Source organism: Paractinoplanes atraurantiacus, from assembly GCF_900215205.1.
GTDB classification, from domain to species: domain Bacteria; phylum Actinomycetota; class Actinomycetes; order Mycobacteriales; family Micromonosporaceae; genus Actinoplanes; species Actinoplanes atraurantiacus.
Genome location: NZ_OBDY01000014.1, coordinates 169755 through 190769, shown reverse-complemented (window position 1 = coordinate 190769; position 21015 = coordinate 169755). Strand labels below are relative to the sequence as shown.

General features: G+C 69.1%; 22 protein-coding genes and 1 tRNA gene. 15 read left to right on the top strand and 8 right to left on the bottom strand.

The window, feature by feature from the left end:
• Nucleotides 1–38: 38 nt before the first annotated feature.
• The 8 genes from CRP55_RS28640 (at nt 39) to CRP55_RS28600 (ending at nt 8767) form a co-directional block, all read left to right on the top strand.
• Nucleotides 39–419: a PPOX class F420-dependent oxidoreductase gene (locus tag CRP55_RS28640; RefSeq protein ID WP_097323245.1), complete on the top strand. Its 381-nt coding sequence runs from the start codon at nt 39–41 to the stop codon at nt 417–419.
• A 458-nt stretch (nt 420–877) separates the two neighbouring features.
• Nucleotides 878–1993 (top strand): alanine dehydrogenase, encoded by a 1116-nt coding sequence (gene ald / locus CRP55_RS28630; protein ID WP_097323243.1) that lies wholly within the window; start codon nt 878–880, stop codon nt 1991–1993.
• A gap of 14 nt (nt 1994–2007) precedes the next feature.
• Complete coding sequence (xerD, locus tag CRP55_RS28625; RefSeq protein WP_245923435.1) at nt 2008–2904, top strand: site-specific tyrosine recombinase XerD; 897 nt, start codon at nt 2008–2010, stop codon at nt 2902–2904.
• Between the two features lie 122 nt (nt 2905–3026).
• Complete coding sequence (locus tag CRP55_RS28620) at nt 3027–3959, top strand: ParA family protein (protein ID WP_097323242.1); 933 nt, start codon at nt 3027–3029, stop codon at nt 3957–3959.
• 3 nt (nt 3960–3962) lie between these two features.
• The gene (locus CRP55_RS28615; RefSeq protein ID WP_097323241.1) at nt 3963–4631 is read left to right on the top strand and encodes a zinc metalloprotease; all 669 of its coding nucleotides are present in this window, start codon (nt 3963–3965) and stop codon (nt 4629–4631) included.
• Between the two features lie 113 nt (nt 4632–4744).
• Nucleotides 4745–6379, top strand: coding sequence for a segregation and condensation protein A (locus tag CRP55_RS56535; protein WP_438865823.1), 1635 nt, complete (start codon nt 4745–4747; stop codon nt 6377–6379).
• Nucleotides 6380–7254: 875 nt separating this feature from the next.
• The gene (gene scpB / locus CRP55_RS56530; protein ID WP_438865824.1) at nt 7255–8043 is read left to right on the top strand and encodes an SMC-Scp complex subunit ScpB; all 789 of its coding nucleotides are present in this window, start codon (nt 7255–7257) and stop codon (nt 8041–8043) included.
• A complete protein-coding gene (locus CRP55_RS28600; RefSeq protein ID WP_097323240.1) occupies nt 8030–8767 on the top strand; it encodes a pseudouridine synthase in 738 nt (245 codons plus the stop codon). Before scpB ends, CRP55_RS28600 begins: the two co-directional genes overlap by 14 nt.
• 51 nt (nt 8768–8818) lie before the next feature.
• Here the strand turns inward: CRP55_RS28600 and CRP55_RS28595 are convergent, their stop codons facing one another.
• Both CRP55_RS28595 and CRP55_RS28585 read right to left on the bottom strand, forming a co-directional pair.
• A complete protein-coding gene (locus CRP55_RS28595) occupies nt 8819–9058 on the bottom strand; it encodes a hypothetical protein (RefSeq protein WP_097323239.1) in 240 nt (79 codons plus the stop codon).
• Between the two features lie 388 nt (nt 9059–9446).
• Nucleotides 9447–10037, bottom strand: coding sequence for a TetR/AcrR family transcriptional regulator (locus tag CRP55_RS28585; RefSeq protein ID WP_245923421.1), 591 nt, complete (start codon nt 10035–10037; stop codon nt 9447–9449).
• Nucleotides 10038–10122: 85 nt separating this feature from the next.
• On the opposite strand from CRP55_RS28585, the gene CRP55_RS28580 reads away from it, so the two are divergent.
• Together CRP55_RS28580 and CRP55_RS53275 are read left to right on the top strand one after the other, a co-directional pair.
• Nucleotides 10123–11058, top strand: coding sequence for an NADP-dependent oxidoreductase (locus CRP55_RS28580; RefSeq protein ID WP_097323237.1), 936 nt, complete (start codon nt 10123–10125; stop codon nt 11056–11058).
• Nucleotides 11059–11103: 45 nt separating this feature from the next.
• Nucleotides 11104–11610 carry a DUF6245 family protein gene (locus tag CRP55_RS53275; protein ID WP_097323236.1) on the top strand — a complete coding sequence of 169 codons (507 nt, stop codon included), beginning with the start codon at nt 11104–11106 and terminating at the stop codon, nt 11608–11610.
• Here CRP55_RS53275 and CRP55_RS28570 read toward each other — a convergent pair.
• Nucleotides 11607–12278, bottom strand: coding sequence for an enoyl-CoA hydratase-related protein (locus tag CRP55_RS28570; protein WP_097323235.1), 672 nt, complete (start codon nt 12276–12278; stop codon nt 11607–11609). The genes CRP55_RS53275 and CRP55_RS28570 overlap by 4 nt on opposite strands.
• 249 nt (nt 12279–12527) lie before the next feature.
• On the opposite strand from CRP55_RS28570, the gene cmk reads away from it, so the two are divergent.
• From cmk to CRP55_RS28555, 3 genes are all read left to right on the top strand, one after another.
• A complete protein-coding gene (cmk, locus tag CRP55_RS28565; protein WP_097323234.1) occupies nt 12528–13211 on the top strand; it encodes a (d)CMP kinase in 684 nt (227 codons plus the stop codon).
• Nucleotides 13208–14593 carry a ribosome biogenesis GTPase Der gene (der, locus tag CRP55_RS28560; RefSeq protein WP_245923420.1) on the top strand — a complete coding sequence of 462 codons (1386 nt, stop codon included), beginning with the start codon at nt 13208–13210 and terminating at the stop codon, nt 14591–14593. The genes cmk and der overlap by 4 nt, the downstream gene beginning before the upstream one ends.
• A 50-nt stretch (nt 14594–14643) precedes the next feature.
• A tRNA-Pro gene (locus CRP55_RS28555) sits at nt 14644–14717 on the top strand.
• A 123-nt stretch (nt 14718–14840) separates the two neighbouring features.
• Here the strand turns inward: CRP55_RS28555 and CRP55_RS28550 are convergent.
• From CRP55_RS28550 to CRP55_RS28530, 5 genes are all read right to left on the bottom strand, one after another.
• Entirely contained in the window at nt 14841–15491 is a 651-nt protein-coding gene (locus CRP55_RS28550; protein WP_097323232.1) for an AlbA family DNA-binding domain-containing protein, read from the bottom strand.
• A gap of 25 nt (nt 15492–15516) precedes the next feature.
• Nucleotides 15517–16746, bottom strand: coding sequence for a tyrosine-type recombinase/integrase (locus tag CRP55_RS28545; protein ID WP_097323231.1), 1230 nt, complete (start codon nt 16744–16746; stop codon nt 15517–15519).
• On the bottom strand, nt 16707–16946 hold the full coding sequence (locus CRP55_RS28540; RefSeq protein WP_097323230.1) for a helix-turn-helix transcriptional regulator: 240 nt from the start codon (nt 16944–16946) through the stop codon (nt 16707–16709). The genes CRP55_RS28545 and CRP55_RS28540 overlap by 40 nt, the downstream gene beginning before the upstream one ends.
• A gap of 344 nt (nt 16947–17290) precedes the next feature.
• Nucleotides 17291–18505 carry a DUF3631 domain-containing protein gene (locus tag CRP55_RS28535; RefSeq protein WP_097323229.1) on the bottom strand — a complete coding sequence of 405 codons (1215 nt, stop codon included), beginning with the start codon at nt 18503–18505 and terminating at the stop codon, nt 17291–17293.
• Entirely contained in the window at nt 18502–19383 is an 882-nt protein-coding gene (locus CRP55_RS28530) for a bifunctional DNA primase/polymerase (RefSeq protein WP_097323228.1), read from the bottom strand. The genes CRP55_RS28535 and CRP55_RS28530 overlap by 4 nt, the downstream gene beginning before the upstream one ends.
• A 230-nt stretch (nt 19384–19613) precedes the next feature.
• Here CRP55_RS28530 and CRP55_RS28525 point away from each other — a divergent pair, with 230 nt between their 5' ends.
• Together CRP55_RS28525 and CRP55_RS28520 are read left to right on the top strand one after the other, a co-directional pair.
• Complete coding sequence (locus tag CRP55_RS28525) at nt 19614–19856, top strand: hypothetical protein (protein WP_143234957.1); 243 nt, start codon at nt 19614–19616, stop codon at nt 19854–19856.
• 82 nt (nt 19857–19938) lie between these two features.
• On the top strand, nt 19939–20994 hold the full coding sequence (locus CRP55_RS28520) for a protein NO VEIN domain-containing protein (protein WP_097323226.1): 1056 nt from the start codon (nt 19939–19941) through the stop codon (nt 20992–20994).
• The last annotated feature ends 21 nt before the right edge of the window (nt 20995–21015 follow it).

Sequence of the window (21015 nt, the reverse complement as noted above, 5' to 3'; positions counted from 1 at the left end):
CTTGACTTGAACGGGGGTTGAGGTTGCAACCTCCGGGCATGCCTTTCACCGAGATCGAACTCGCGTACCTGCAGGCGCAGCCGCTCGGGCGGCTGGCCACGCTCCGGCCGGACGGGACGCTGCAGAACAGCCCGGTCGGATTTCGCGTCGACGCCGCCGCCGGCACGATCGACATTCCGGGGTACGGGATGTCGGGCAGCCGCAAGTACCGCAATGTGGCGGCCAACGGGCAGGTCGCCTTCGTCGTGGACGACGTGCCGTCGGTCGACCCGTGGCGGGTCCGCTGCGTGGAGATCCGCGGCACCGCCGAGGCGATCGGCGAGATCATCCGGATCCACCCCCGGCGGATCATCAGCTTCGGCCTGGATCAGCCCGACGCCGACGCTCACGACCTGGTCGTCAACAGCCGCGGCGCCTGAGCGGTCACCTCCGCGGGCCTCGACAGCTCTCAGGCCGGCGGCGGAGATTCGACAGGCGGCAGGAGGCCGGCCGCCGATCGCCGGCCGGCCCGGTTCGGTTCGCCGTCGCCGAGGGAAGTCCCCACCTGGCGGTCCACGTGCTCACCGCGGAGGCGCTTGACCGCGCGTCCCGGCCGCGTCCGAGATCGCGGAACGCGGTTCTCAACCGTGCCGTCGACGCGCCACACCGGCGGCTCGGCGCGGTTCAGTCGCTCGCCGAGATCATCGTGCTGGTCCGGGGCGGTCGGATCACTCTGGATGCCGAGGTCGCCCCCGCCCGGCCGGCGTGATGTCACCGCCTGACGTGGTCGGATCAACCGCCATGATCGGCAAATTACCGTACTGTCCAAAGAGGTGCGTTGATCGCTCAAATCGGGCGAAAGATCCCAAAACTCAGCATCGAGTGGAAGGACGGTGCCGTGAAGGTCGGCATTCCGAGCGAGGTCAAGAACAACGAGTTCCGGGTGGCCATCACCCCGGCCGGCGTGTACGAGTTCCGCCGGGCCGGGCACGAGGTCCTGGTGCAGGCCGGGGCCGGGAACGGCTCGTCCATCACCGACGGCGATTTCCAGGCGGCGGGGGCGACGATCGTGCCGTCGGCCGACGACGTGTGGGGCGCCGCCGAGCTGATCCTCAAGGTCAAGGAGCCCATCGCGGAGGAATACCCGCGCATGCGGCCGGGCCAGGTTCTGTTCACCTATCTGCATCTGGCCGCGTCCAAGGAGTGCACGGACGCGCTGCTCGACCGCAAGGTCACCGGCATCGCGTACGAGACGGTCGAGCTGCCCGACCGGTCGCTGCCGCTGCTGGCGCCGATGTCCGAGGTCGCCGGGCGGCTCGCCCCGCAGGTCGGCGCCTATCACCTGATGCGCTCGGGTGGTGGACGAGGCGTACTCATGGGAGGTGTTCCGGGTGTTTACGCGGCCAAGGTCGTGGTGATCGGCGCCGGCGTGTCGGGCATGAACGCGGCGGCCATCGCCTTGGGCATGCAGGCCGAGATCCTCGTGCTCGACCGCAACATCGCGAAGCTGCGCGCGGCCGACGCCGACTATCGGGGCCATCTGCAGACGGTGGCTTCCAACGCGTACGAAATCGAGAAGGCCGTCCTCGACGCCGACCTGGTGATCGGCGCCGTGCTGATCCCCGGCGCGAAAGCGCCGAACCTGGTGCCGAACGACCTGGTCGCCCGGATGAAGCCGGGCAGCGTGCTCGTCGACATCTCGATCGACCAGGGCGGCTGTTTCGAGGACTCGCGGCCGACCACGCACGCCGACCCGGTCTACCAGGTGCACAACTCGCTGTTCTACTGCGTGGCCAACATGCCGGGCTCGGTGCCGCACACCAGCACCTACGCGCTGACCAACGTCACTCTGCCGTACGCTCTGGAGCTGGCGAACCTCGGCTGGCGGCAGGCGCTCAAGGCCGACGCCGCGCTCGCCCTGGGCCTGAACACCCACGACGGGCATGTCACCTACGGACCGGTCGCGGAGGCACACGGCATGCAGACCCTGCCCATCAACGCGGTGCTGACCTGAGCCTCCAGCGTGTGATCACCGCCTATCTCGACCATCTCACCGTCGAGCGTGGGCTGTCGCGCAACACCCTCGAGTCGTACCGGCGCGACCTTGATCGTTACGCCGCGGCGCTCGCGGCGTCCGGCGTCACCTCGCTGTCCGAGGTCAAAACGTCGGCGATCACCGATCACCTGGCGCTGCTGCGTGAGGAGGGCCTCGCGTCCTCCTCGGCGGCCCGGGCGATCAGCGCCGTCCGGGGTCTGCACAAGTTCGCCGCCCGCGAGGGTTACACGGGCGGCGACGTCGCGGCCGAGGTGCGGCCGCCCGCGCCGCCGAAGCGCCTGCCCAAGGCCCTCGAGGTCGACCAGGTGACACGGCTGCTCGCGGTGCCGTCCGACGACACTCCGGCCGGGCTTCGGGACAGGGCCTTGCTGGAGTTCCTGTACGGCACGGGAGCGCGGATCTCCGAGGCCGTGGGGGCCGATATCGACGACCTGTCTCTGCTGGAGGATTCGTCGGCGATCTTGCACGGAAAAGGCGGAAAGACCCGATTGGTTCCGGTGGGCGACTATGCGCGGGCTTCTCTAGAGGCTTATTTGGTACGGGGTCGGCCCGCGCTCAGTGCGAACGGCAAGGGCACGCCGGCCGTCTTCCTGAACGCGCGCGGCGGGCGGCTGTCACGGCAGGGCGCCTGGATGATCCTGCGCCGGGCGGCGGTCGCGGCCGATCTGCCGGTCGAGGGCCCGTACGCGGTCTCGCCGCACACGCTGCGCCACTCGTACGCCACCCATCTGATCGACGGTGGCGCCGACGTCCGGGTCGTCCAGGAGCTGTTGGGACACGCTTCGGTCACGACTACGCAGGTGTACACCTTGGTCACCGTGGACAGACTCCGCGAGGTGTACGCGACCGCTCACCCCCGTGCTCGTTAGACGCTGCGCATCCATCTCGGCTTTCTCGAGGCGACACGCCGATGGCTGACCCCGATCGTGCGGCGCGCGTGGCGTAGAGTCGGGCATCGGCTCCGGCTGGCGAGTCGGGAGGGGGCGAGGTCATGACGGGGATTGGCAACCGGGCGGAGGCCTGGACCTCCACACTCCGGGAGCAGCAGAGCTCCCTCGACCTCGGCGCCGACCTGGGTCCGGCCGACCCGACGGCGTACACGATGCGCCGCCCGATCCCCGAGCCGATGCCGACCGACCGGCACGGCCCCGCGCGGATCATCGCCCTGGCCAACCAGAAGGGCGGCGTCGGCAAGACGACCACCACGATCAACCTGGGTGCGGCGCTGGCCGAGTACGGGCGCAAGGTCCTGCTCGTCGACTTCGACCCCCAGGGCGCCTGCTCGGTGGGTCTCGGCGTCAACCCGCACAACCTCGACCTGAGCGTCTACAACCTGCTCATGCAGGACGACGTGGCCACCGAGGACGTCATCATCAAGACCGATGTGGCCGGTCTGCACCTGCTGCCGGCCAACATCGACCTGTCCGCGGCCGAGATCCAGCTGGTCAACGAGGTCGCCCGCGAGATGGCGCTGGCCCGGGCCCTGCGCTCGGTCCGCAAGGAGTACGACTTCATCCTGATCGACTGCCAGCCCTCGCTGGGCCTGCTGGCGATCAACGCGCTGACCATCGCGCACGGCGTGCTCATCCCGCTCGAGTGCGAGTTCTTCTCCCTGCGCGGCGTGGCCCTGCTGCTCGACACGATCGACAAGGTCCGCGAGCGGCTCAACTTCGACCTCGAGCTCGAGGGCATCCTCGCGACCATGTACGACAGCCGCACCACCCACTGCCGCCAGGTGCTGCAGCGGGTCGTGGAGGCGTTCGGCGACAAGGTCTACCAGACGGTCATCACCAAGACGGTGAAATTCCCCGAGTCCACGGTGGCCGGCGCGCCGATCACCACGCTCGACCCGGCATCCTCCGGCGCGCGCAACTATCGCCAGCTCGCCCGCGAGGTCATCGCCGCCAAGGTGGAGCGCGGCTGAGAAGTGCTCTACGCGCTCGGTGAGCCGGTGGCGTTCGTCGCCCTGGTCGTCTCCTTCCTGCTCGGCCTCGTGCTGCGCGCGATCGCCATCCGGTCGACGTCGCGGATGCTGAAGCTCTCCGACCGCCGCGAGTCGATCACCCCGCGCCTGCGTGAGGACGTCGACCCGTTCGGCGCGGTCGCGGCCGCCCTCGGCGGCATGGGCTGGGGCAAGATGCTCACGGTGGACGAGGTGCCCCGCTGGCGCGGCCGGGGCCGGGCGGCGGCGGTGTTCCTGGCCGGTCCGCTGCTGTGCATCGTGGTCTCGCAACTGCTGATGCTGACGTACGCGCTGGCCTTCCCCGACAACATCCTGGCCTTCATCGGCCCGGCCGACGTGCTGCTCGGCATCGACCTGCCGGTGGGCGAGCAGGTGCTGCTGTCGCTGGCGGTCGGGCTGCTCTGCTTCGGCATCCTGGCCCTCATCCCGATTCCGCCGCTGGACGGCTTCGGGGCGCTGCACTCGGCGCTGCGCACCCCCGGGCGGGGCATGCAGTGGATGCGGCTGTGGTTCGAGGACAAGAACATCGGCGTCCTGGTCCTGCTGATCCTGTGCATCTTCCCGTTCGGCGTGCCGTTCCTGCTCCAGATCCTGAACGCGCTCGGGCTGGTCTTCGTTCGCCTCTGGGGTTGATCTTCGCCACGCCGCCGTACCCCTTCCGGATTTGTCCCGTTTAAACGGTACGGACGGGAAGGGGCGCGGTGAGCACTGAGCAAGTTGTCGTACCGGTGGACTACGGTCAGCAGGTGCCTGACGAGCCCGCTGAAGTCGCCGACATCTCCGCCGAGGATGACTCGGGCAAATTCCTTGTGCGGCTCGACAACTTCACGGGCCCGTTCGATCTGCTCCTCCAGCTGATCGGCAAACACAAGCTCGACGTCACCGAGATCGCGCTGCACCAGGTCACCGACGACTTCATCGCCTACATCCGCGCGATGGGCGACGACTGGGACCTGGGCGAGACGAGCGAGTTCCTGCTGGTGGCGGCCACCCTGCTCGACCTCAAGGCGGCCCGGCTGCTGCCGGCGGCCGACGTCGAGGACGAGGAAGACCTGGCGCTGCTCGAGGCGCGCGACCTGCTGTTCGCCCGGCTGCTGCAGTACAAGGCGTACAAGGAGGCGGCGGCCCACATCGCCGAGCTCGAGTTCACCGGCGGCAAGCGCTGGCCGCGGGCGGTGTCGATGGAGCAGCGGTACACCGAGGCGCTGCCCGAGCTGGTGCTGGGCATCGGCCCGGAGCGGCTGTTCAAGCTGGCGCTGAAACAGTTCGTGCCGAAGCCGGGCCCGCCGCAGGTGTCGATCGCCCACATCCACCAGGTGCGGGTCAGCGTCCGCGAGCACGCGGCCCTGCTGCGCGACCGCCTCCGCCGAGCCGGCTCGGCCACGTTCTCCCTGCTGGTGGCCGACTGCGACAACACCCTCGAGGTGGTGGCGCGGTTCCTGGCTTTGTTGGAGCTCTACCGAGAGGGCCTGATCGATTTCGAACAGCCGGTCTCCTTGGACGAGCTGACAGTCCGCTGGATCGGCGGCGACGCGGCTGACGTAGAGCTCGACATCGACGACTACGAGGGCACCAAGCCCACCGACGACGAGAAGCCAGAGCCACCCGCCGGCACCGACGCGGACGCCGGCGGCTCGGATTCCGGCACCGGCGCTGACGTCGCCTCGCCCTCCGCCAGCGCCGATCTCGACTCCGATTTCGACCTCGACACCGTCTCCGACGCGAACGCCGATTTCGACCTCGAATCCGTCTCGGGCTTCGGCGCCGGCGCCGTCTGGGGTTTCGAACCCGACGCTGAGAACGCCACAGATTCGCCTGTCGAGGCCAGCGCGGACTCGCCTTCCGGCGCCGAGGGCCATGTGCGTACAGAGGGCAACGAGGATCTTCCGTCCGGCGCCGCCTCTCAGGCTCTTACCGACGCCAGCTCGGATGCGCATCCCGACGCCGCCTCGGCCGACGCCGCCTCGGCCGACGCCGCCTCGGCCGACGCCGCCTCGGCCGACGCCGCCTCGGCCACCGACGCCGCCTCGGCCACCGACGCCGCCGACGCCGCCCCGGCTCACGCCGACACCGCCTTGGATTCGCTCACCGGCGCTTCCGATCAGATGAATTCGGATATGTCGCTGGTTCCGGATTTGTCAGATTTAGTCCCCTCCCTCGGGGTGGGAGGCGACGATCCACGAGGTCGGACGGGCGGGGATGATCCGCGAGGGCGGCCGGATGGGGGATCGCGAGACGTGCCCGATGAGGGCGGTCGTGTGGCGGAGTCGCCGGATTTGGGGCGAGGCGAATCGGGGAAGTCCCATGCGGGCCGACTTGACGTGGGCTCCGAGGGCGATGATCTTGGCGGGGAAGACGACGACGCGGAGGAACGATCGTGAGCAGCGACGAGCAGTCCGACTCACTCGCGGCGCAGGCCGCGGCCTGGGTGCCGCCGTGGGAGCGGCCGCAGCGGGCGGTGGATCGCAAGTTCCAGGCGGAGGCCGAGGACGAGGCTCGCGCTGAGCTTGCTGACGGTCGGGAGGCTCGTCAGGAGTGGGCCGCGGTTCCGGCGGCGTCCAGCGGGGACGAGGACGAGGAATACGGGGAGTTCAAAAGCTCTGAGGGCCGCGCGGCGGCTGCCCGGGCCTCGGACGGCGAAGAGCGGCCCGGGGACGGGGACGACCTCGAAGAGGCGGGTCTCGACTCGGACGACGACTTCGATCCGGCGTTCGAGCGGCCCAACCCGGCGGTGGAAGAGGAACCCGCGCTCGGGGACGCTGCGGAGGACGAGGTCGCGGTTGACTCGCCCGTCGACGAGGATGTGGCGTCTGGCGAGGGCTCGCTCGATGCGCCGGTGGGTGTGGGTGCGGTCTCCGGGGAGGGCTCGCTCGATGCGCCGGTGGGTGTGGGTGCGGTCTCCGGGGAGGGCTCGCTCGACGCGCCCGTGGGTGTGGGTGCGGTCTCTGGGGAGGGCTCGCTCGGCGCGTCGGCGGGTGGCGATGGGGCGGCCGAAGGGGACGAGCCGCCGGCCGGTGGGGTGGATGCGCCCGCGGACGAGGCCGGAGCGGAGCCCGTCGAGGTAGCGCCGGGGCCTGAGCTGCCGTTGCCGGAGGCGATCGAGGATGCCGCGGCGGCTGAGCTCGAGGACGAGGGTGGGGCGCCGGTTGACGCTCCGCTGCCGGAGGACGGGGATGACGCGGGGGACGTCTTCGACGCGGCCGCTGACGATGACGTCAGTGACGACGGGGAGATCGACCTTCCGTTCGCGGACGAGGTGCTGGCGGACGATGGGCGGGCCGCCGATGAAGAGCTCGACGAGGACCGGGGCGATCAGCCGGCTGAGGACGCGGCCGAGCGCGAGGAGGCCAAGCGCGAGGAGGCCGACCCCGGTGCGGCTGCGGGCGGTGCGGCTGTGGCGGTGCCGGAGCAGGCTGCTCGTCGGGGACGGGGCGGGGAAAGTGCGGTTGGGGGCGCGGGGACACGTACGGCCGAAGAAGTTGAACTGCCGGGGTTGACTGAAGACTCCGAGCTGGCGGCGGCGCTTGAGGCGATCATGTTGGTTGTCGATGAGCCTGTGGCGGAGATGCAGCTGGCGCAGATCCTGGAGCAGCCGACCGAGCGCGTCGGGGTGATGTTGGAGGATTTGTCGGCTCGGTACACGGCGGCGGGGCACGGGTTCGACCTGCGGCGGGTGGCGGGTGGCTGGCGTCTCTACACACGGCCGGAATATGCGCCGTATGTGGAGCGGTTCGTTCTCGACGGGCAGTCTGTGCGGCTGACCCAGGCAGCCTTGGAGACACTGGCTGTGGTCGCCTACAAGCAGCCTGTGACCAGGTCGCGTATCTCCGCCATCCGCGGTGTGAACTGCGACGGGGTCATGCGTACGCTTGTCACGCGCGGCCTGATCGAGGAATGCGGCACGGAGAGCGAAACCGGGGCACACCTGTATCGCACGACGGCGCTCTTCCTGGAAAAACTGGGTCTCAACTCGGTCGACCAGCTGCCGCCGCTCGCTCCGTTCCTGCCCGACGACGTGGAAGAAGTACTCGATGCCTCAGGCTGACACCGCCGAACGCCTCCAGAAAGTGCTGGCGGCCGCCGGTGTTGGATCCCGCCGTGCCTGCGAAGACCTGATCTTCCGCCGGCGCGTGACGGTCAACGGCAAGGTCGCCAAGCTCGGCGACAAGGTCGACCCCAACACTGCCGAGATCCACGTGGACGGCCAGCGGATCGTCACCGACACCAAACTGGTCTACATCGCGATGAACAAGCCGCGCGGTGTCGTGTCGTCGCTCGACGACGAAAAAGGCCGCACCGAACTGGCCGACTTCCTCGGCCAGTTCCAGCAGCGGCTCTACCACGTCGGGCGCCTCGACGCCGACAGCGAAGGCCTGCTGCTCATCACCAACGACGGTGAGCTGACCAACAAGCTGACCCACCCGCGGTACGAGATCCAGAAGACGTACCTGGCCGAGGTCACCGACGGGCCGCTCTCCCGCAACGTCGGGCGCCAGCTGCTCGCCGGCATCGAGCTCGAAGACGGGCCGGCCAAAGCCGACGCGTTCAAGCTCGTCGGGGCGCTCGGCAAGACGGCCCAGGTCGAGATCACGCTGCACGAGGGTCGCAAGCACATCGTCCGCCGGATGATGGACGCCGTCGGCCACCCCGTGACCCGGCTCATCCGCACGTCGGTCGGGCCCGTCCGGCTCGGCGACCTCCGGCCCGGAGGCTTCCGTCACCTGTCCATGGCCGAAGTGAGCGCGCTGTTCAAGGCCGCCGGCGACTGATCTCTTCTCTTCTTGTACGAGAAGCCCGGGCTGGTGAGCCCGGGCTTCTCGTCATTCCGGCCGGTAGTTGGGGGAATCGCCGGCCAGGCTGCGCGAGTCGTAGCCGGAACGGTCGGCGATGCCGCCGCCCTTCTCGCCGGTGCGGTCCTCCGGGGCGCGGTCCGCGCGCTCGTCGCCGGGAACCCCCGGGTCGACAGAGTGGCCCGGCGGGCGCAGCGAGGCCCCGTACGCGGTGGTGCCGTCCGGCTCGTCGCCCTGCCGGATGTCGATGCGGTGCGGTTGGTCGGTCATGAACCACAAGATTCCCCGCCGGCCGGTCAATTAACGGGCATATCTGGCGGGTTCGTGGGCACGCGGCCGCCATGAAACGCGCGGTGGCGGCCTCCAGCGAGTGGATCGGCTCCGACGGCATCCGGCATCCGGCAGCCGGGCGGCGAAGTGCACGCCTGGCAGCCCGGCATGAACCAGACGGTGTGCGGGCTGGCGCTGAGCCGCACCCGGCTGCGCCGCTTCCCGCACGTGCCGTTCGATTTCGCGCCACCGACGTGGTTACGGATGCGGATGAAGTGCGTTGGCGGCTACCTCACGGCGGGGCGAACGGAATTGGGTACGGGTGTCGCCGCGTCCGTGAAGATCGCGCGCCGGGTTGAGGGCGCCGAATGCCGGAGCGGCTGGGTGCTTATGGGGCCGGGTCGGGGAGAGGCTGGGCGCCGTCGGGGCGTAGGCCGTCGAAGATGATGTGCAGGTAGCGGCGCCACAGGTCCGGTGGTGGATCGGGGACGAAGCTGACCACGTGGTTCGGGGCGCACATCAGCAGGATCACGTCCATGCCGTTGATGTCGGCGCGTATGGCGCCGGCCTCCTGTGCTCGCGTCACCAGCGTGATGATGGCGGTGAACAGGCGCTCGCGGGCGTTTCTCAGGCGGGCGTTGATCTCGCCGGACTCGCGCAGGAAGGACAAGTCGAGCTGCTGTTGGCGGCCGGCGGCGGCGTCCATGAACTCGAGCAGGGCCGCGCCGGGGTCGGTGGCCGTGGTCAGGCGCTGGGCCAGGGCGGCCAGGTTGTCGATGCGGTCGAGGACCACGGCGGCCAGCAGGTCGTCCTTGGTCGGGAAGTGGCGGAAGACCGTGCCCTTGCCGATGCCGGCCCGGCGGGCGATGTCGGCCACCGAGGCGTCGAGGCCGTGGGCGGCGAACTCCTCGGCGGCGGCGGCCAGCAGCGACGAGCGGTTGCGGGCGGCGTCGGCGCGCAACGGGCGGTCGATCGTCACGATCATCAGCTTAACAAGTTGACCGGGCGGTCCGTTTAGGCTTAACGTGACCGCTCGGTCCGCTTAGTGCGTCACGGAGGAAGCCATGAAAGCGATCGTTGCCCGCGACTATGGGCCGCCGGAGAGCTTTGAGCTCGCTGACGTTCCGATTCCCGCTGCGGGGGCCGGGCAGATTCAAGTGCGGATTGCCGCCGCCTCGCTCAATCCGGGGGACATCGTCATTCCGAGCGGGGCTTATCCCGTACGGCTGGAATTTCCGCATGTGCTGGGGAACGACTTCGCGGGGACTGTCAGTGCGGTTGGGGAGGGCGTCACGGCGTACTCAATCGGGGATGAAGTCTTCGGGCACTCGGTGCCGCGGGCTCTCGGAGCGCTGGCCGGGGCGAACCGGCCGTCGGTGACCACCGGGACTTTGGCCGAGTACGCGGTCTTCGAGGCGGGGACGCCGTTCATCGCGCATCGGCCGGACTCGCTCGATGTGGCCACCGCGGCCGCGCTGCCGACCGTCGGGCTGACGGCTCGGGCGCTGATGATCCGGGCCGAGCCCAAGCCGGGGGAGACGGTGCTGGTGATCGGGGCGACGGGTGGCGTGGGGACTACCGTGCTGCCGCTGCTGGCGGGGTGCCGGGTCATCGCCACCGGCCGGCCGGAGGATCGGGACACGCTCCTCGGGCGGGGAGCGACCGAGGTGATCGGATACGACGGCTACCCCGCTGAGGGCGTTGATCTCGTGCTCAATCTGGTGCGTCCCACCGATCAGCTGCGGGAAGCGGCGCAGAGCCTGAAGCCGGGCGGGCGGCTCTTCACGATCACGTTTCCGCCGCCGCGTCCCGAGATGATCGGGCGGGATGACGTCCGCTTCGAGCTGGTCCTGGACGTGGACGGCGACCTCGGTGGGATGCGTGACGTGGCCGGGCTGAGTCCGCTGATCACCGGGCGCTACTCGATCGATGACGGTGTACAGGCGCTGATCGACTTCGCTCGTAACCACACGGTCGGAAAGCTGGTCGTCACCACGTAGGCGCGCCTCGCGGTATTTGCGGGCTTCCATCGATACGTTGGGACGATGGGGGTGGAAGAGCGACTGGTCGCGGCTCTGGAGGCGCTGGGGGCCGCGCCGGAGGGCGACGATCTCGGCGATACGAACGCGCGGCGGGCCTGGCTGGCGGGTGCCCTGCTGGCGGCGGCGCAGGCCGAGGCGATGGCGGCCGACCGGCTGATGATGAGCCGGGACGCGCGGTACGCGCTCTGGCAGCGGCAACTCGACGGGGCGGACGAGCCTTCGCAGCGGGCCGACCGGATCCGGTGGCAGGTGCAGCGGGCCTGTCTGCCCCTGCCGGCCATGGCGCACGAGAGCCGCACCGATCCGATTCCGCTGGCCGCGGGGCAGGCGGCCGAAGGGCTGGAGCTGCTGCTGTCGGTCAGTGCGGCCACGTACGGTGCGGTCGCGGCGGGGGATGTGGCCCGGCTGACGGCGCAGGCCGGGCGGCTGCGGGAGGCGCGCAAGGTGCTGCAGGCGGCGGTGGACAACACCGACGACCTGCTGGAGATGCTGGGATCGGTCGATATCTAGTCGCGGGGATCGGCGAAGTCGCGCAAGGCCTCCAGCACGCCGGCGTACATCCGGGTTTTGATGGTCTCGAGGGTCGGGCCGGCCTTGCCGATATGGCTCTGGGCGAGCGCGATCGCCGAGCTCCGGACGTCGGCTTCGGCCACTGCGCTGTCGACGATTTGCCGGTTGTACGCCTCCTCGCCGCCGAAGCGACGGGCGCCGACCATGGCCTCGTGCGCGGTCTGCGGGGTGAGCCGGGCCTGGATCAGGGCGGACATGCCGGGCGTGAACGGGATGTTGATGTCGGCCTCGGGCAGGCACCAGAAACCGCGGTCGGCCCGCATGATCCGGGAGTCGTGTGCCAGCGACAGCATGGCGCCGGCGGCGAAGGTGTGACCTTGCAAGGCGGCGACCGTGACGAACGGCAGGGTCAGGACGCGGGCGAGCAGGGCATGGACCCGGGTGCCGTACGCCGCGTACTCCTCCGGATGTTCGAACAGCCACTCGAGGTCGAGGCCGTTCGACCAGATCTTCCCGGTGGCCGCGGTGACCAGGGCGCGCGGCTCGTCGCCCTTGACGACCTCGTCGAGCAGGGCGTTGATCTCGGTCAGCCAGTCGGGGTGGAAACGATTCTCGCCGTCCCCCAGGTCGAGGACGAAGACGTCGTCGAGCTTCTCCAGCGTGGGCATTGTGGGCTCCCCTCGTTGCTACTGTCGAGTAACTTACCGCCGGCTCTCGTTGCAGGACAGCCCGGCAGCAGCGGCAGAGGGCTCGAGTTGCACCTAGCCGGGCTGGTGGACCCCGGGACTTCGCCGTGACGCCGTACATCTGCGGTATTGATCTTGGCTTTGGAGGTTGGCAAACCCCTGGTTCGTCGGTGGCAGGCCGGTGCGGGCACAATGGGAGGGTTGGTCGGGCGGGCAAACCCTGGAGGAACGGTGTCGGAAGAAGTACGGCCGGAAAAGTGTGTTGTCGCTGTCGACGGCCCGTCCGGATCCGGCAAGTCCACCGTTTCCCGGCGGCTGGCGGCCGCGATCGACGGGGTCTACCTGGACACCGGAGCCATGTACCGGGCGGTGACCTGGGCCGTTCTGCAGGGCGGGGCCGACCTCGGCGACCCCGACGCGATCGCGAAGATCGCGCTGGAGACCGAGCTGTCGATCGGCACCGATCCCTCGGCACCGCATTTCGCCGCAAATGGCACTAATGTCGACGCCGCCATTCGCGGCACCGAGGTCACCCAGGCCGTGTCCGCGGTGGCCGCTGTCCCGGCCGTCCGGAAGCACTTGGTCGCCCTGCAGCAGGCGATCATCGCCGGCCAGCCCCGGATCATCGTCGAGGGCCGCGACATCGCGTCCGTCGTTGCCCCGTCCGCCGACCTCAAGGTCTATTTGACGGCTTCGTCGGCGGCCCGCGCTCAGCGGCGCAGCGCGGAGGACGCGGGTTCTGACGTCGCGGCCACCGAAGCCTCGCTGCTGCGCCGTGACAAGCTTGACTCCTCCCGCGCCGCGGACCCGCTGAAGCAGGCGTCCGACGCCATCGAGGTCGACACGTCCGACATCGGCATCGACGAGGTCGTCGCGTACCTCTTGAATCTTTTGAACAGCAAGGTGAAGTCGTGAGTGACTCTCCCGCGGAGCTTCTCTCCGTGGATGTCGTTGAAGGTCCCGTCCCGGTGGTCGCCGTAGTCGGCCGCCCCAACGTGGGCAAGTCCACGCTGGTCAACCGCATCATCGGCCGGCGCCAGGCCGTCGTCGAGGACGTTCCCGGGGTGACCCGCGACCGCGTTCCGTACGACGCGCAGTGGAACGGCCGCCGCTTCACAGTCGTCGACACGGGCGGCTGGGAGCCGGACGCGCGTGACCGCGCTGCGGCCATCGCCCGGCAGGCCGAGATGGCGGTGCAGACCGCCGACGTCGTCGTGTTCGTCGTCGACGTGTCGGTCGGCGCCACGGACGTGGACGAGGCCGCGGTGAAGATGCTGCGCCGGTCGCACAAGCCGGTCATCCTGGTCGCCAACAAGGCGGACAACCAGAACCTGGAGCTGGAGGCGGTGTCGCTCTGGTCGCTGGGCCTGGGGGAGCCGCACCCGATCTCGGCCCTGCACGGCCGCGGGTCGGGCGACCTGCTGGACGACATCCTGTCGGCGCTGCCGGACCCGCCGCCGATCGTGGAGGACGGGCCGCGGGGGCCGCGCCGGGTGGCCTTGGTCGGCCGTCCGAACGTGGGCAAATCGTCGCTGCTGAACAAGGTGTCCAAGGAGGAGCGGGCGGTCGTCGACTCGGTCGCCGGCACCACCGTCGACCCGGTCGACAGCCTTGTGGAGATGGACGGCGAGGTCTGGCAGTTCGTTGACACGGCTGGGCTGCGCAAGCGGGTGAATCAGGCTTCGGGTACGGAGTACTACGCCTCCCTGCGCACGGCCGGCGCCGTGGAAGCAGCCGAGGTGGCGGTGGTGCTGCTGGACTCTTCTGAGGTCATCAGTGAGCAGGACCAGCGGGTTCTGACCCAGGTTGTCGAGGCGGGGCGAGCTTTGGTGATCGCCTTCAACAAGTGGGACCTCGTCGACGCCGACCGCCGGATCTTCCTGGACAAGGAGATCGACCGGGAGCTCAAGCGGATCCCGTGGGCTGTTCGGGTGAACATCTCGGCCAAGACCGGGCGGGCCGTGGACAAGCTGGCGCCGGCGCTGCGGCGGGCACTCGACTCGTGGGAGAGGCGGGTGCCTACTGGGGCTTTGAACCAGTGGCTGACGGCGCTGACCCAGGCCACACCCCATCCTGTACGGGGTGGGCGTGCGCCCAGGATTTTGTTCGCCACCCAGGCTGGGGTGGCGCCGCCGCGGTTCGTGCTGTTCACGACGGGGCCGCTGGACGCGGGGTACATCCGGTTCGTGGAGCGCAAGCTGCGCGAGGAGTTCGGGTTCGAGGGCTCGCCGATCGAGATCTCGGTGAAACCCCGGAAGAAGACGGGGCCTGGGGGGCGGGGTAAGGCTCATGGGTAGGGCTTGGTAAGCTTTCAGAGTTGCCGCGCGGTGTTCGTGCCGGGTGGCGGCGGGCTGTAGCGCAGCTTGGTAGCGCACTTGACTGGGGGTCAAGGGGTCGCAGGTTCAAATCCTGTCAGCCCGACAATCACCAAGGGCCGCGGACTAGGGTATTTGCCCTGCTCCGCGGCCCCTTGCTTCTCCGTCTTGATCGTCTAATTCCTACTAGAGCGCTCTAGGTTGGGGACCATCCGGGGACCGGCATCGTTCAGAAGAGATTCGTGATCAGGGGAAGGACCTCCTTGACCACATATCCGACAACGGCGCCGGCTCCTGCCACCAGCCCCTTGCGCCACCAACTGTTGGCGGCTTCAAGCTTCTTCATCGCCTTCGTTTGACGCTCGAACTCCTCGGCCTGCCTCTCCAGGGCTTTAGCAAGTCGCTCCGTCCCGGCATGGGGTTCTACGGCAGAGTCGCTCGACTCGACCCTGCTCACGATCTCCGCAGCAGTTGCTGGTGACGTAGTAGCCCCCCGGCGCACATACGCGCCTCCCGGCGCGAACACCGGAGCATCCCTAGTCGGCTTTACTGACACGTCAACGATCGAGCCGCCCGGCCCTTCCAGCAGACGCACGTCAATTTGGGGCTTGGGGTCTAGGAGGTCTACAGCCCTACGAACTGCCGCTTGCGCACGGCTGATACTTACATTCGATATGACGTTGCGGCCGTCGGCTTCTTCTTTTACGCCAAGGTAAAGGTGTCCGCCGTCGGGAGAGTTCGCGAACGCAGCTAGCTGCCTGGCGATGACATCAGGTGGAGGAACGTTCGACTTGAACTCAGTTTCGTGATCCTCGGTCTTTGCCAGTACCTCAAGCACGTCACTCGCATCGTCCCAATCCACGGCGTCAGTATTCCTCATGAACGCACTTGGCACGGATCACCGCCTATGCGACATGAAGTGAGCGAGGGGCTGAGAGATGTGCGCTGAGGGCTGTCCCCGCCTCCTCGATCGAGCGCTGGTCAGGGTGGAGGTACCGCTGTGTGGTGCTCAGCGAACCGTGCCCGGCGATCTTCCGCAGTACGTGCACCTTGACGCCGGCATCGGCTAGCCAGGTGAGGCCGGTGTGCCGCAGGTCGTGCCGTCGCAAGTGCTCGTAGCCCAGCGCCGTGACCACCTCGTCCCAGTGCGTGGCGTCCCGCAGCACCGCGGTACTGATCCGGCCGCCCCGCGGCCCGGTGAACAGCCGGGCGTCCGGCCCGGCCGCGGAGTCGAGTCGCTCGATCACCATCGGGCGGACCTCTTCGATGATCGGCACCTTGCGGGCGCGCTTACCCTTGGTTCCCTTGTCGATCAGCCCGCCCGGTCCCGGCGTGGTTTGCCTCCGCACAGTCCACGTCCACGTTGCCCGGTCGATGTCCCCGACTCGGGCACCGGACACCTCGCCGATGCGGGCCGCGGTGCATGCGGCGAACGTGACGATGTGCCCCCATCCGGTGAACTGGCCGTGTGACCGGGTGACGAGCTTGTCTGCGAGCGTGGTCAGCGCTTCCCAGCTCGGCAGGGCGAGCGAGCGAGGGTCGTCCAGTTCGTCCTCGGCGCGCTGGTACTCGCGCTGCCAGCCCGTGACTCTTGCGACGTTGCGGTCCACCACGCCGTCACGCACGGCCTGTTCCAGCACCCTGACCAGGATGGCAAGCGTGTTCTTGACCGTCGAGCGGCTGCACTCGTCCTCGATCCACGAGTAGACCGCCCGGTCCACGACTCCGTTGGTGATCATCCGCATAGGGATGTGGCCGAGGGTCGGCACGACGCGCAGCCGCCAGCCGGCCAGGTACGGATCGAGTGTCTTGCGCTCCAACCCACGGGTGGCCAGCGGCATTACGTCGGTGCCGTACTCGGCGAGTCGCTGCGTGGCCGCGGCCGGGTTGAGCCCGCCGTTGGCCGCGCGGATCATGCCGTCGATCCACTCCTGAGCGTCCTCGGGCGTCGCCGTCGAGTGCGACTTGGACCGCCGGTCGCCGGTCGCCGGGTCCGTCCAGCGCACGCGAGCCTTGTAGGGCTTGGGCCGCCCGGCGCGGTACTCCACGTCAGACTTGACTGAAACACTGAGTGGCGGATGCTGCGCTGCGCTGGTCACGCTGCCTCCGGTGTGACTCGACGGCTGGCCAGCCATGTCCGCACGTCCTCGATCGAGTACATGATCACGCGCTCAGAGAGCGGGATAAACGGCGGCCCTTGGACAGGCTCCACAGTGCGCCACCGGCGAATCGTGGAGGGATCGACTCGGAGCATCTTGGCCAGTTCCTCCGTGGTAATCAGGCCATCATCGGCCTCGTTTGACGTCTCGGCAGTGGTCAACAGCCGGAGTCCCATCTTGTTGCCTCCCAATACTTTGCGTTGAGCTGGGCGGGGAGCCGCGCAGAACGGCCCTGCGCGCCCGTTCTGCGCATGAGGGTGGTTCGTCGAGGGTGCCGTGGGTTGCCCTGTGGCGGGCCTCTCGTTGGCCCGCTGAGAGCGTCGTAGAGCCAAGATCTAGGCATCCCGCGGGTGGTTGGGTATGTCGATGCGGCAGCGTGGCTTTCAGCGAGCGTCGTTGCTGATCTACTTCCTCCGGTACGGCTTCTTGGGGTGCGGTGGAGGGGGTCAAGCCGTACAAGCCGTACCGGGGGCCTGTTTTCGCAGGTCAACCCCGGTACGGCTTTTTCGGCCCGGTACGGCTAAGCCGTACCGGCCTCGTCCTGGTACGGCTCAAGCCGTACCGCGTGCAGCAAGCCGTACCGGGGGTGAGCTGCGGGAACGTCGGCTTGGTACGGCTGGTACGGCTTGTCGCCGCTGGTGACCTCTACCGGGTCGGGGGCGGGGCAGTAGCGTTCCCACGCGTCGGTGAAGGCGGCGCGGTGGAAGCCTTTGACCCGGCCGACCGGGGCGGCGAAGCGAATGTTCTCCGAGGCGATCTCGTATTCGCGCAGCAGCACGCCGAGTTTCATCGCGGTCAGGCCGGTGCCGTTGAACTCCGCCCATGGCGCCTCGGGCAGGGTCTTGAGCCGGTCGAGCAGCACGGTGGACGGGATGGCTTCCAGGTCGCCGAACACGGTGCGGCAGTCGATCAGCAGTCGGAGCCGGTCGGAGTATTCGCCGTCGCCCTCGCGGGCCGCGTTCAGGGCCAGGGCGGCGGTGCGGGCGCGGTCGGGCCAGTTAGCGCCGGCGAGGTCGGCGACCGCGATCAGCGGCTCCCAGGTGTCGGCGGCCCGGTCTTCGAGCGGCATGGCTGGCACCGCGGCTTCCAGCTCGACCATGTTGCCGCGCAGCCAGGCGTTGAGGTCGGCGGCGACCTGCCGCAGGGCCGGGCCGTCGCGGCGCTGCCGGAACGGGGCGACCTTCTCCGACGCGGTCCGCCGCCGCATCTTGATCACGACGGCGCGGTCCTCGATCGTGTCGGGCATCGAGCCGATGCCGGCCAGGGCGGCCATGGCGAAGGTTTGGATCTGTTCGACCTGCTGTTTCTGCTGGTTCCAGCGGATCGTGGGCCGTCCGCGCTGGTGGCCGGCGTTGAGCAGGCCGCGAAGATCCTCGTTGGCCTCGGCCTGCTTGCCGCCGAAGATGGTGTCGGCTTCGTCGAGCAGGATGGTGGGCGGGTCGTCGGTGCCGATCGAGCGGTAGATGGCCGGGGTGGAGGCGTTGACGGTCATCAGCGGCCGGTAGCAGGTGCCGTCGATCACGTCGAGGAACCGCGACTTGCCGCACCGCTTCTCCGGCGCCTTGATGACCAGCCGAGCGGCGTAGGTCCATGCGGGTTGGGCATGGGTGGCGGCGATCCACAGGACGGCGGCGTCGATCGCCTCGGCCGAGGGCAGGATGACGTAGCGGGTGAGGGTGGCGTGGAGCCGGTCGAGGATGGCCGCACCCTCCGGCGGCGGTGGCAGGTCGGTCATGCGGCAATCCCTTCGGTGGCAACGGATTCGTGCCGGAAGCCGTCCGCGATCGCGGCGCGGGTGTCCCGGTCGGTTTGGCCGGCGGCGCGGCCAGCTTGGTAGAGCGTCATGTGGGCGTCGGTGGCGGTCAGTGCTCCGGCGGCGACCATGCGAGCCACGCCGCGGGCAACGCCGTACAGGGTGTTCCGGCGCCGACCCTCAGGGGCGCGGGCGATGGCGTCGAGGTGCGCGGCGAGCAGGGCGGCCGGGGATGAGATGCCCCGCCCGTTGGTCGTCGGGGTCAAGGTCGTAACCGGGCTGCCGGCCGACGGCGCCTCGGCCGGCCGGCACGCGGCGATCAGCGGCGGAGGCATCTCAACCTCGGCCCGGTCGCCCACCCACCTGTAGGGCTGACCGGTGCTGGGGTGGGTCGAGGGCGGGCCGACGACGTAGCCGCCATCGGACTTGATGTCGATGCCCGGGTGCCCGTGCAGCTTGCCGGCGAGTCGGCCGCCGGGGTGGCGGTAGTGCAGGTGCCAGCCGCCGGAGCCGGAGCGGGCGCACCGGGTCGGCGGCATCAGGTCGGGCAGAACGGCGCCGCCGTTGCGCGGGTCGATGTCGAGCACGACCCGGCCGCTGATCGTCCCGGTGCGCAGGGCGAGCAGCCCGCCGGGGATGGCGGTGTGCATAGCGCGGATGCGGTCCGGGTCGCAGGTCGCGGCGTAGAAGCCGTGGCAAGTCAGGCAGTCGCAGGCTTGTGGGTCGTGGGTGGGGTCGGTCTCGGCTTTCGGGCAGGCCGGGCAGTTGGCCACGGGCCGTTTGCTGCGGCCGAGCCAGAACACCGGAATGCCCTCGCCGGCGAGCGCGAGCGCCGCGGAGAGTAGGGAAGGGTCGGGCATCGGAGCACGCTCCTTGACTAGGTAATCCGATGGCGCCTCGGGCTGACCGGCGACGGCGGCCGGGGTATGGACGGGGCAACGTGGCCCCACCAGGTAGGGCCGCACGTTCTCGGCGGTGTAGCAGTAGCGGCCCTCGGCGCCGATCCAATGGCCGCACGGTGTGCCGGCCCACATCGTGGTTAGACCGGACCAACCTTGAGGCAATCGAACACTTGTTCTAAGTTCCTTCTGTGATGGGGCGCGTCGAACACTGGTTCAACCGGTCATATCGAGCCGGTCGGCGCGACGTGTACCTGCTGCGTACGCCGACCGGGTGGCAGGTGGTTGGGCGGGAAGGCGGCTCGGGTGGCCGCGAGGTCACGTACTACTTCGATGACGAGGCGGAGGCTCGCCGGATGGTGCAGGCGATGAAGGACGCCGTCCCCGCCCACCTAGGCAATTGGGCGTTGATGCCGCAGCCGCCAGGGCGCTGACGGCACACGCTTCCGTCGGCGCCGTGGGTGGGCGACGGGCACTGAGAAAGCCGGCGAGAGCGACCGTGTAGAAACGTTGGTCATGGCGCTCAATGAGTGGTGGGCGGGCGATCCCGCACAGCGGTACTGGCTGGAGATCACCGACCGTCCCGACTTGGGCGAGAACCTGCACGCGCCGCAGCGCGACGGCGCCGGCACCGCGAAATGGACCTATGACCTAGTCCGCTACGTCGAACCCGGCGACGTGGTCCTGCACTGGCACAAGACCCTGATCGGCCGCCCTGCATTGGTCGGCTTCAGCCAGGCCGCCGGGGCGGTGACCGCATCCACCATCGTGTGGCGGGCGCGAGGCACGTCCGGGCGGGCCAAGCAGACACCACCACGTCAGCCCAGCTGGCTCACCCCGCTGCGGGGCTACACCGCCCTACACCAGCCGGTCGATCAGTCCGTCCTACGCCAGGTGGAGGACGAGCTCCGCGATGTCTTCGAAAAGCTGTCCGAGACTTACCCGGGGACCTTGTACCTGCCGTTTGCGTTTTCGGACAAGCGGCCGATCCGCGCCGCGCAGGGCTACCTGGTCAAGTTCCCCGCCGAACTGTTGAAGGTCATCCCCGGTCTCGACGAGGTCCCGGCCGGCCCGCGACCGGGGCTACGGGCGCCCGGCGACGGCGAGAAACCCACCAAGGCGGGCAGCACCCGCACCCGACGCTCAGCCCGCGGCGCGGGCTACATCTCCGACGCCAAACTGCGCCGTGCCTTAGAAGAACATGCCGTGGCTCAGGCGACCGCGCTCTACCAGGCGGAAGGGTGGACCGTCACGGATGTCGGCAAGACCCGGCCGTACGACCTGCTGTTGACCCGAGACGGCGATCCGGAGGAACGGCATGTCGAGGTCAAAGGCACCACACAGACCGCCACCGAGGTCGAGCTCACCTCCGGCGAGGTCGACCACTCGCGAGAGCCCGCACCGTGCGACCTGTTCGTCGTCAGCGAGATCAACTACATCCCCGACGGCCTCGGCGGCTACATCACCTCTGACGGAATCCGCCACCTGTGGCGCGACTGGCAGGCGGCCGACGAACACCTACGGCCGACCCGGTTCCGGTACACCCTGCCCGCCGGACCGGAACTGCTCTAGCCCTTGCCGCGGCGGCGCGTA

Excerpts from the sequence above, each read along its gene's own strand:
- CRP55_RS28640 (WP_097323245.1), top strand. The coding sequence starts at position 39 with ATGCCTTTCACCGAGATCGAACTCGCGTACCTGCAGGCGCAGCCGCTC.
- CRP55_RS28620 (WP_097323242.1), top strand. The coding sequence starts at position 3,027 with ATGACGGGGATTGGCAACCGGGCGGAGGCCTGGACCTCCACACTCCGG.
- CRP55_RS28600 (WP_097323240.1), top strand. The coding sequence starts at position 8,030 with ATGCCTCAGGCTGACACCGCCGAACGCCTCCAGAAAGTGCTGGCGGCC.
- CRP55_RS28595 (WP_097323239.1), bottom strand. The coding sequence starts at position 9,058 with ATGACCGACCAACCGCACCGCATCGACATCCGGCAGGGCGACGAGCCG.
- CRP55_RS28580 (WP_097323237.1), top strand. The coding sequence starts at position 10,123 with ATGAAAGCGATCGTTGCCCGCGACTATGGGCCGCCGGAGAGCTTTGAG.
- CRP55_RS53275 (WP_097323236.1), top strand. The coding sequence starts at position 11,104 with ATGGGGGTGGAAGAGCGACTGGTCGCGGCTCTGGAGGCGCTGGGGGCC.
- CRP55_RS28570 (WP_097323235.1), bottom strand. The coding sequence starts at position 12,278 with ATGCCCACGCTGGAGAAGCTCGACGACGTCTTCGTCCTCGACCTGGGG.
- CRP55_RS28550 (WP_097323232.1), bottom strand. The coding sequence starts at position 15,491 with ATGAGGAATACTGACGCCGTGGATTGGGACGATGCGAGTGACGTGCTT.
- CRP55_RS28545 (WP_097323231.1), bottom strand. The coding sequence starts at position 16,746 with ATGGCTGGCCAGCCGTCGAGTCACACCGGAGGCAGCGTGACCAGCGCA.
- CRP55_RS28540 (WP_097323230.1), bottom strand. The coding sequence starts at position 16,946 with ATGGGACTCCGGCTGTTGACCACTGCCGAGACGTCAAACGAGGCCGAT.
- CRP55_RS28535 (WP_097323229.1), bottom strand. The coding sequence starts at position 18,505 with ATGACCGACCTGCCACCGCCGCCGGAGGGTGCGGCCATCCTCGACCGG.
- CRP55_RS28530 (WP_097323228.1), bottom strand. The coding sequence starts at position 19,383 with ATGCCCGACCCTTCCCTACTCTCCGCGGCGCTCGCGCTCGCCGGCGAG.
- CRP55_RS28520 (WP_097323226.1), top strand. The coding sequence starts at position 19,939 with ATGGCGCTCAATGAGTGGTGGGCGGGCGATCCCGCACAGCGGTACTGG.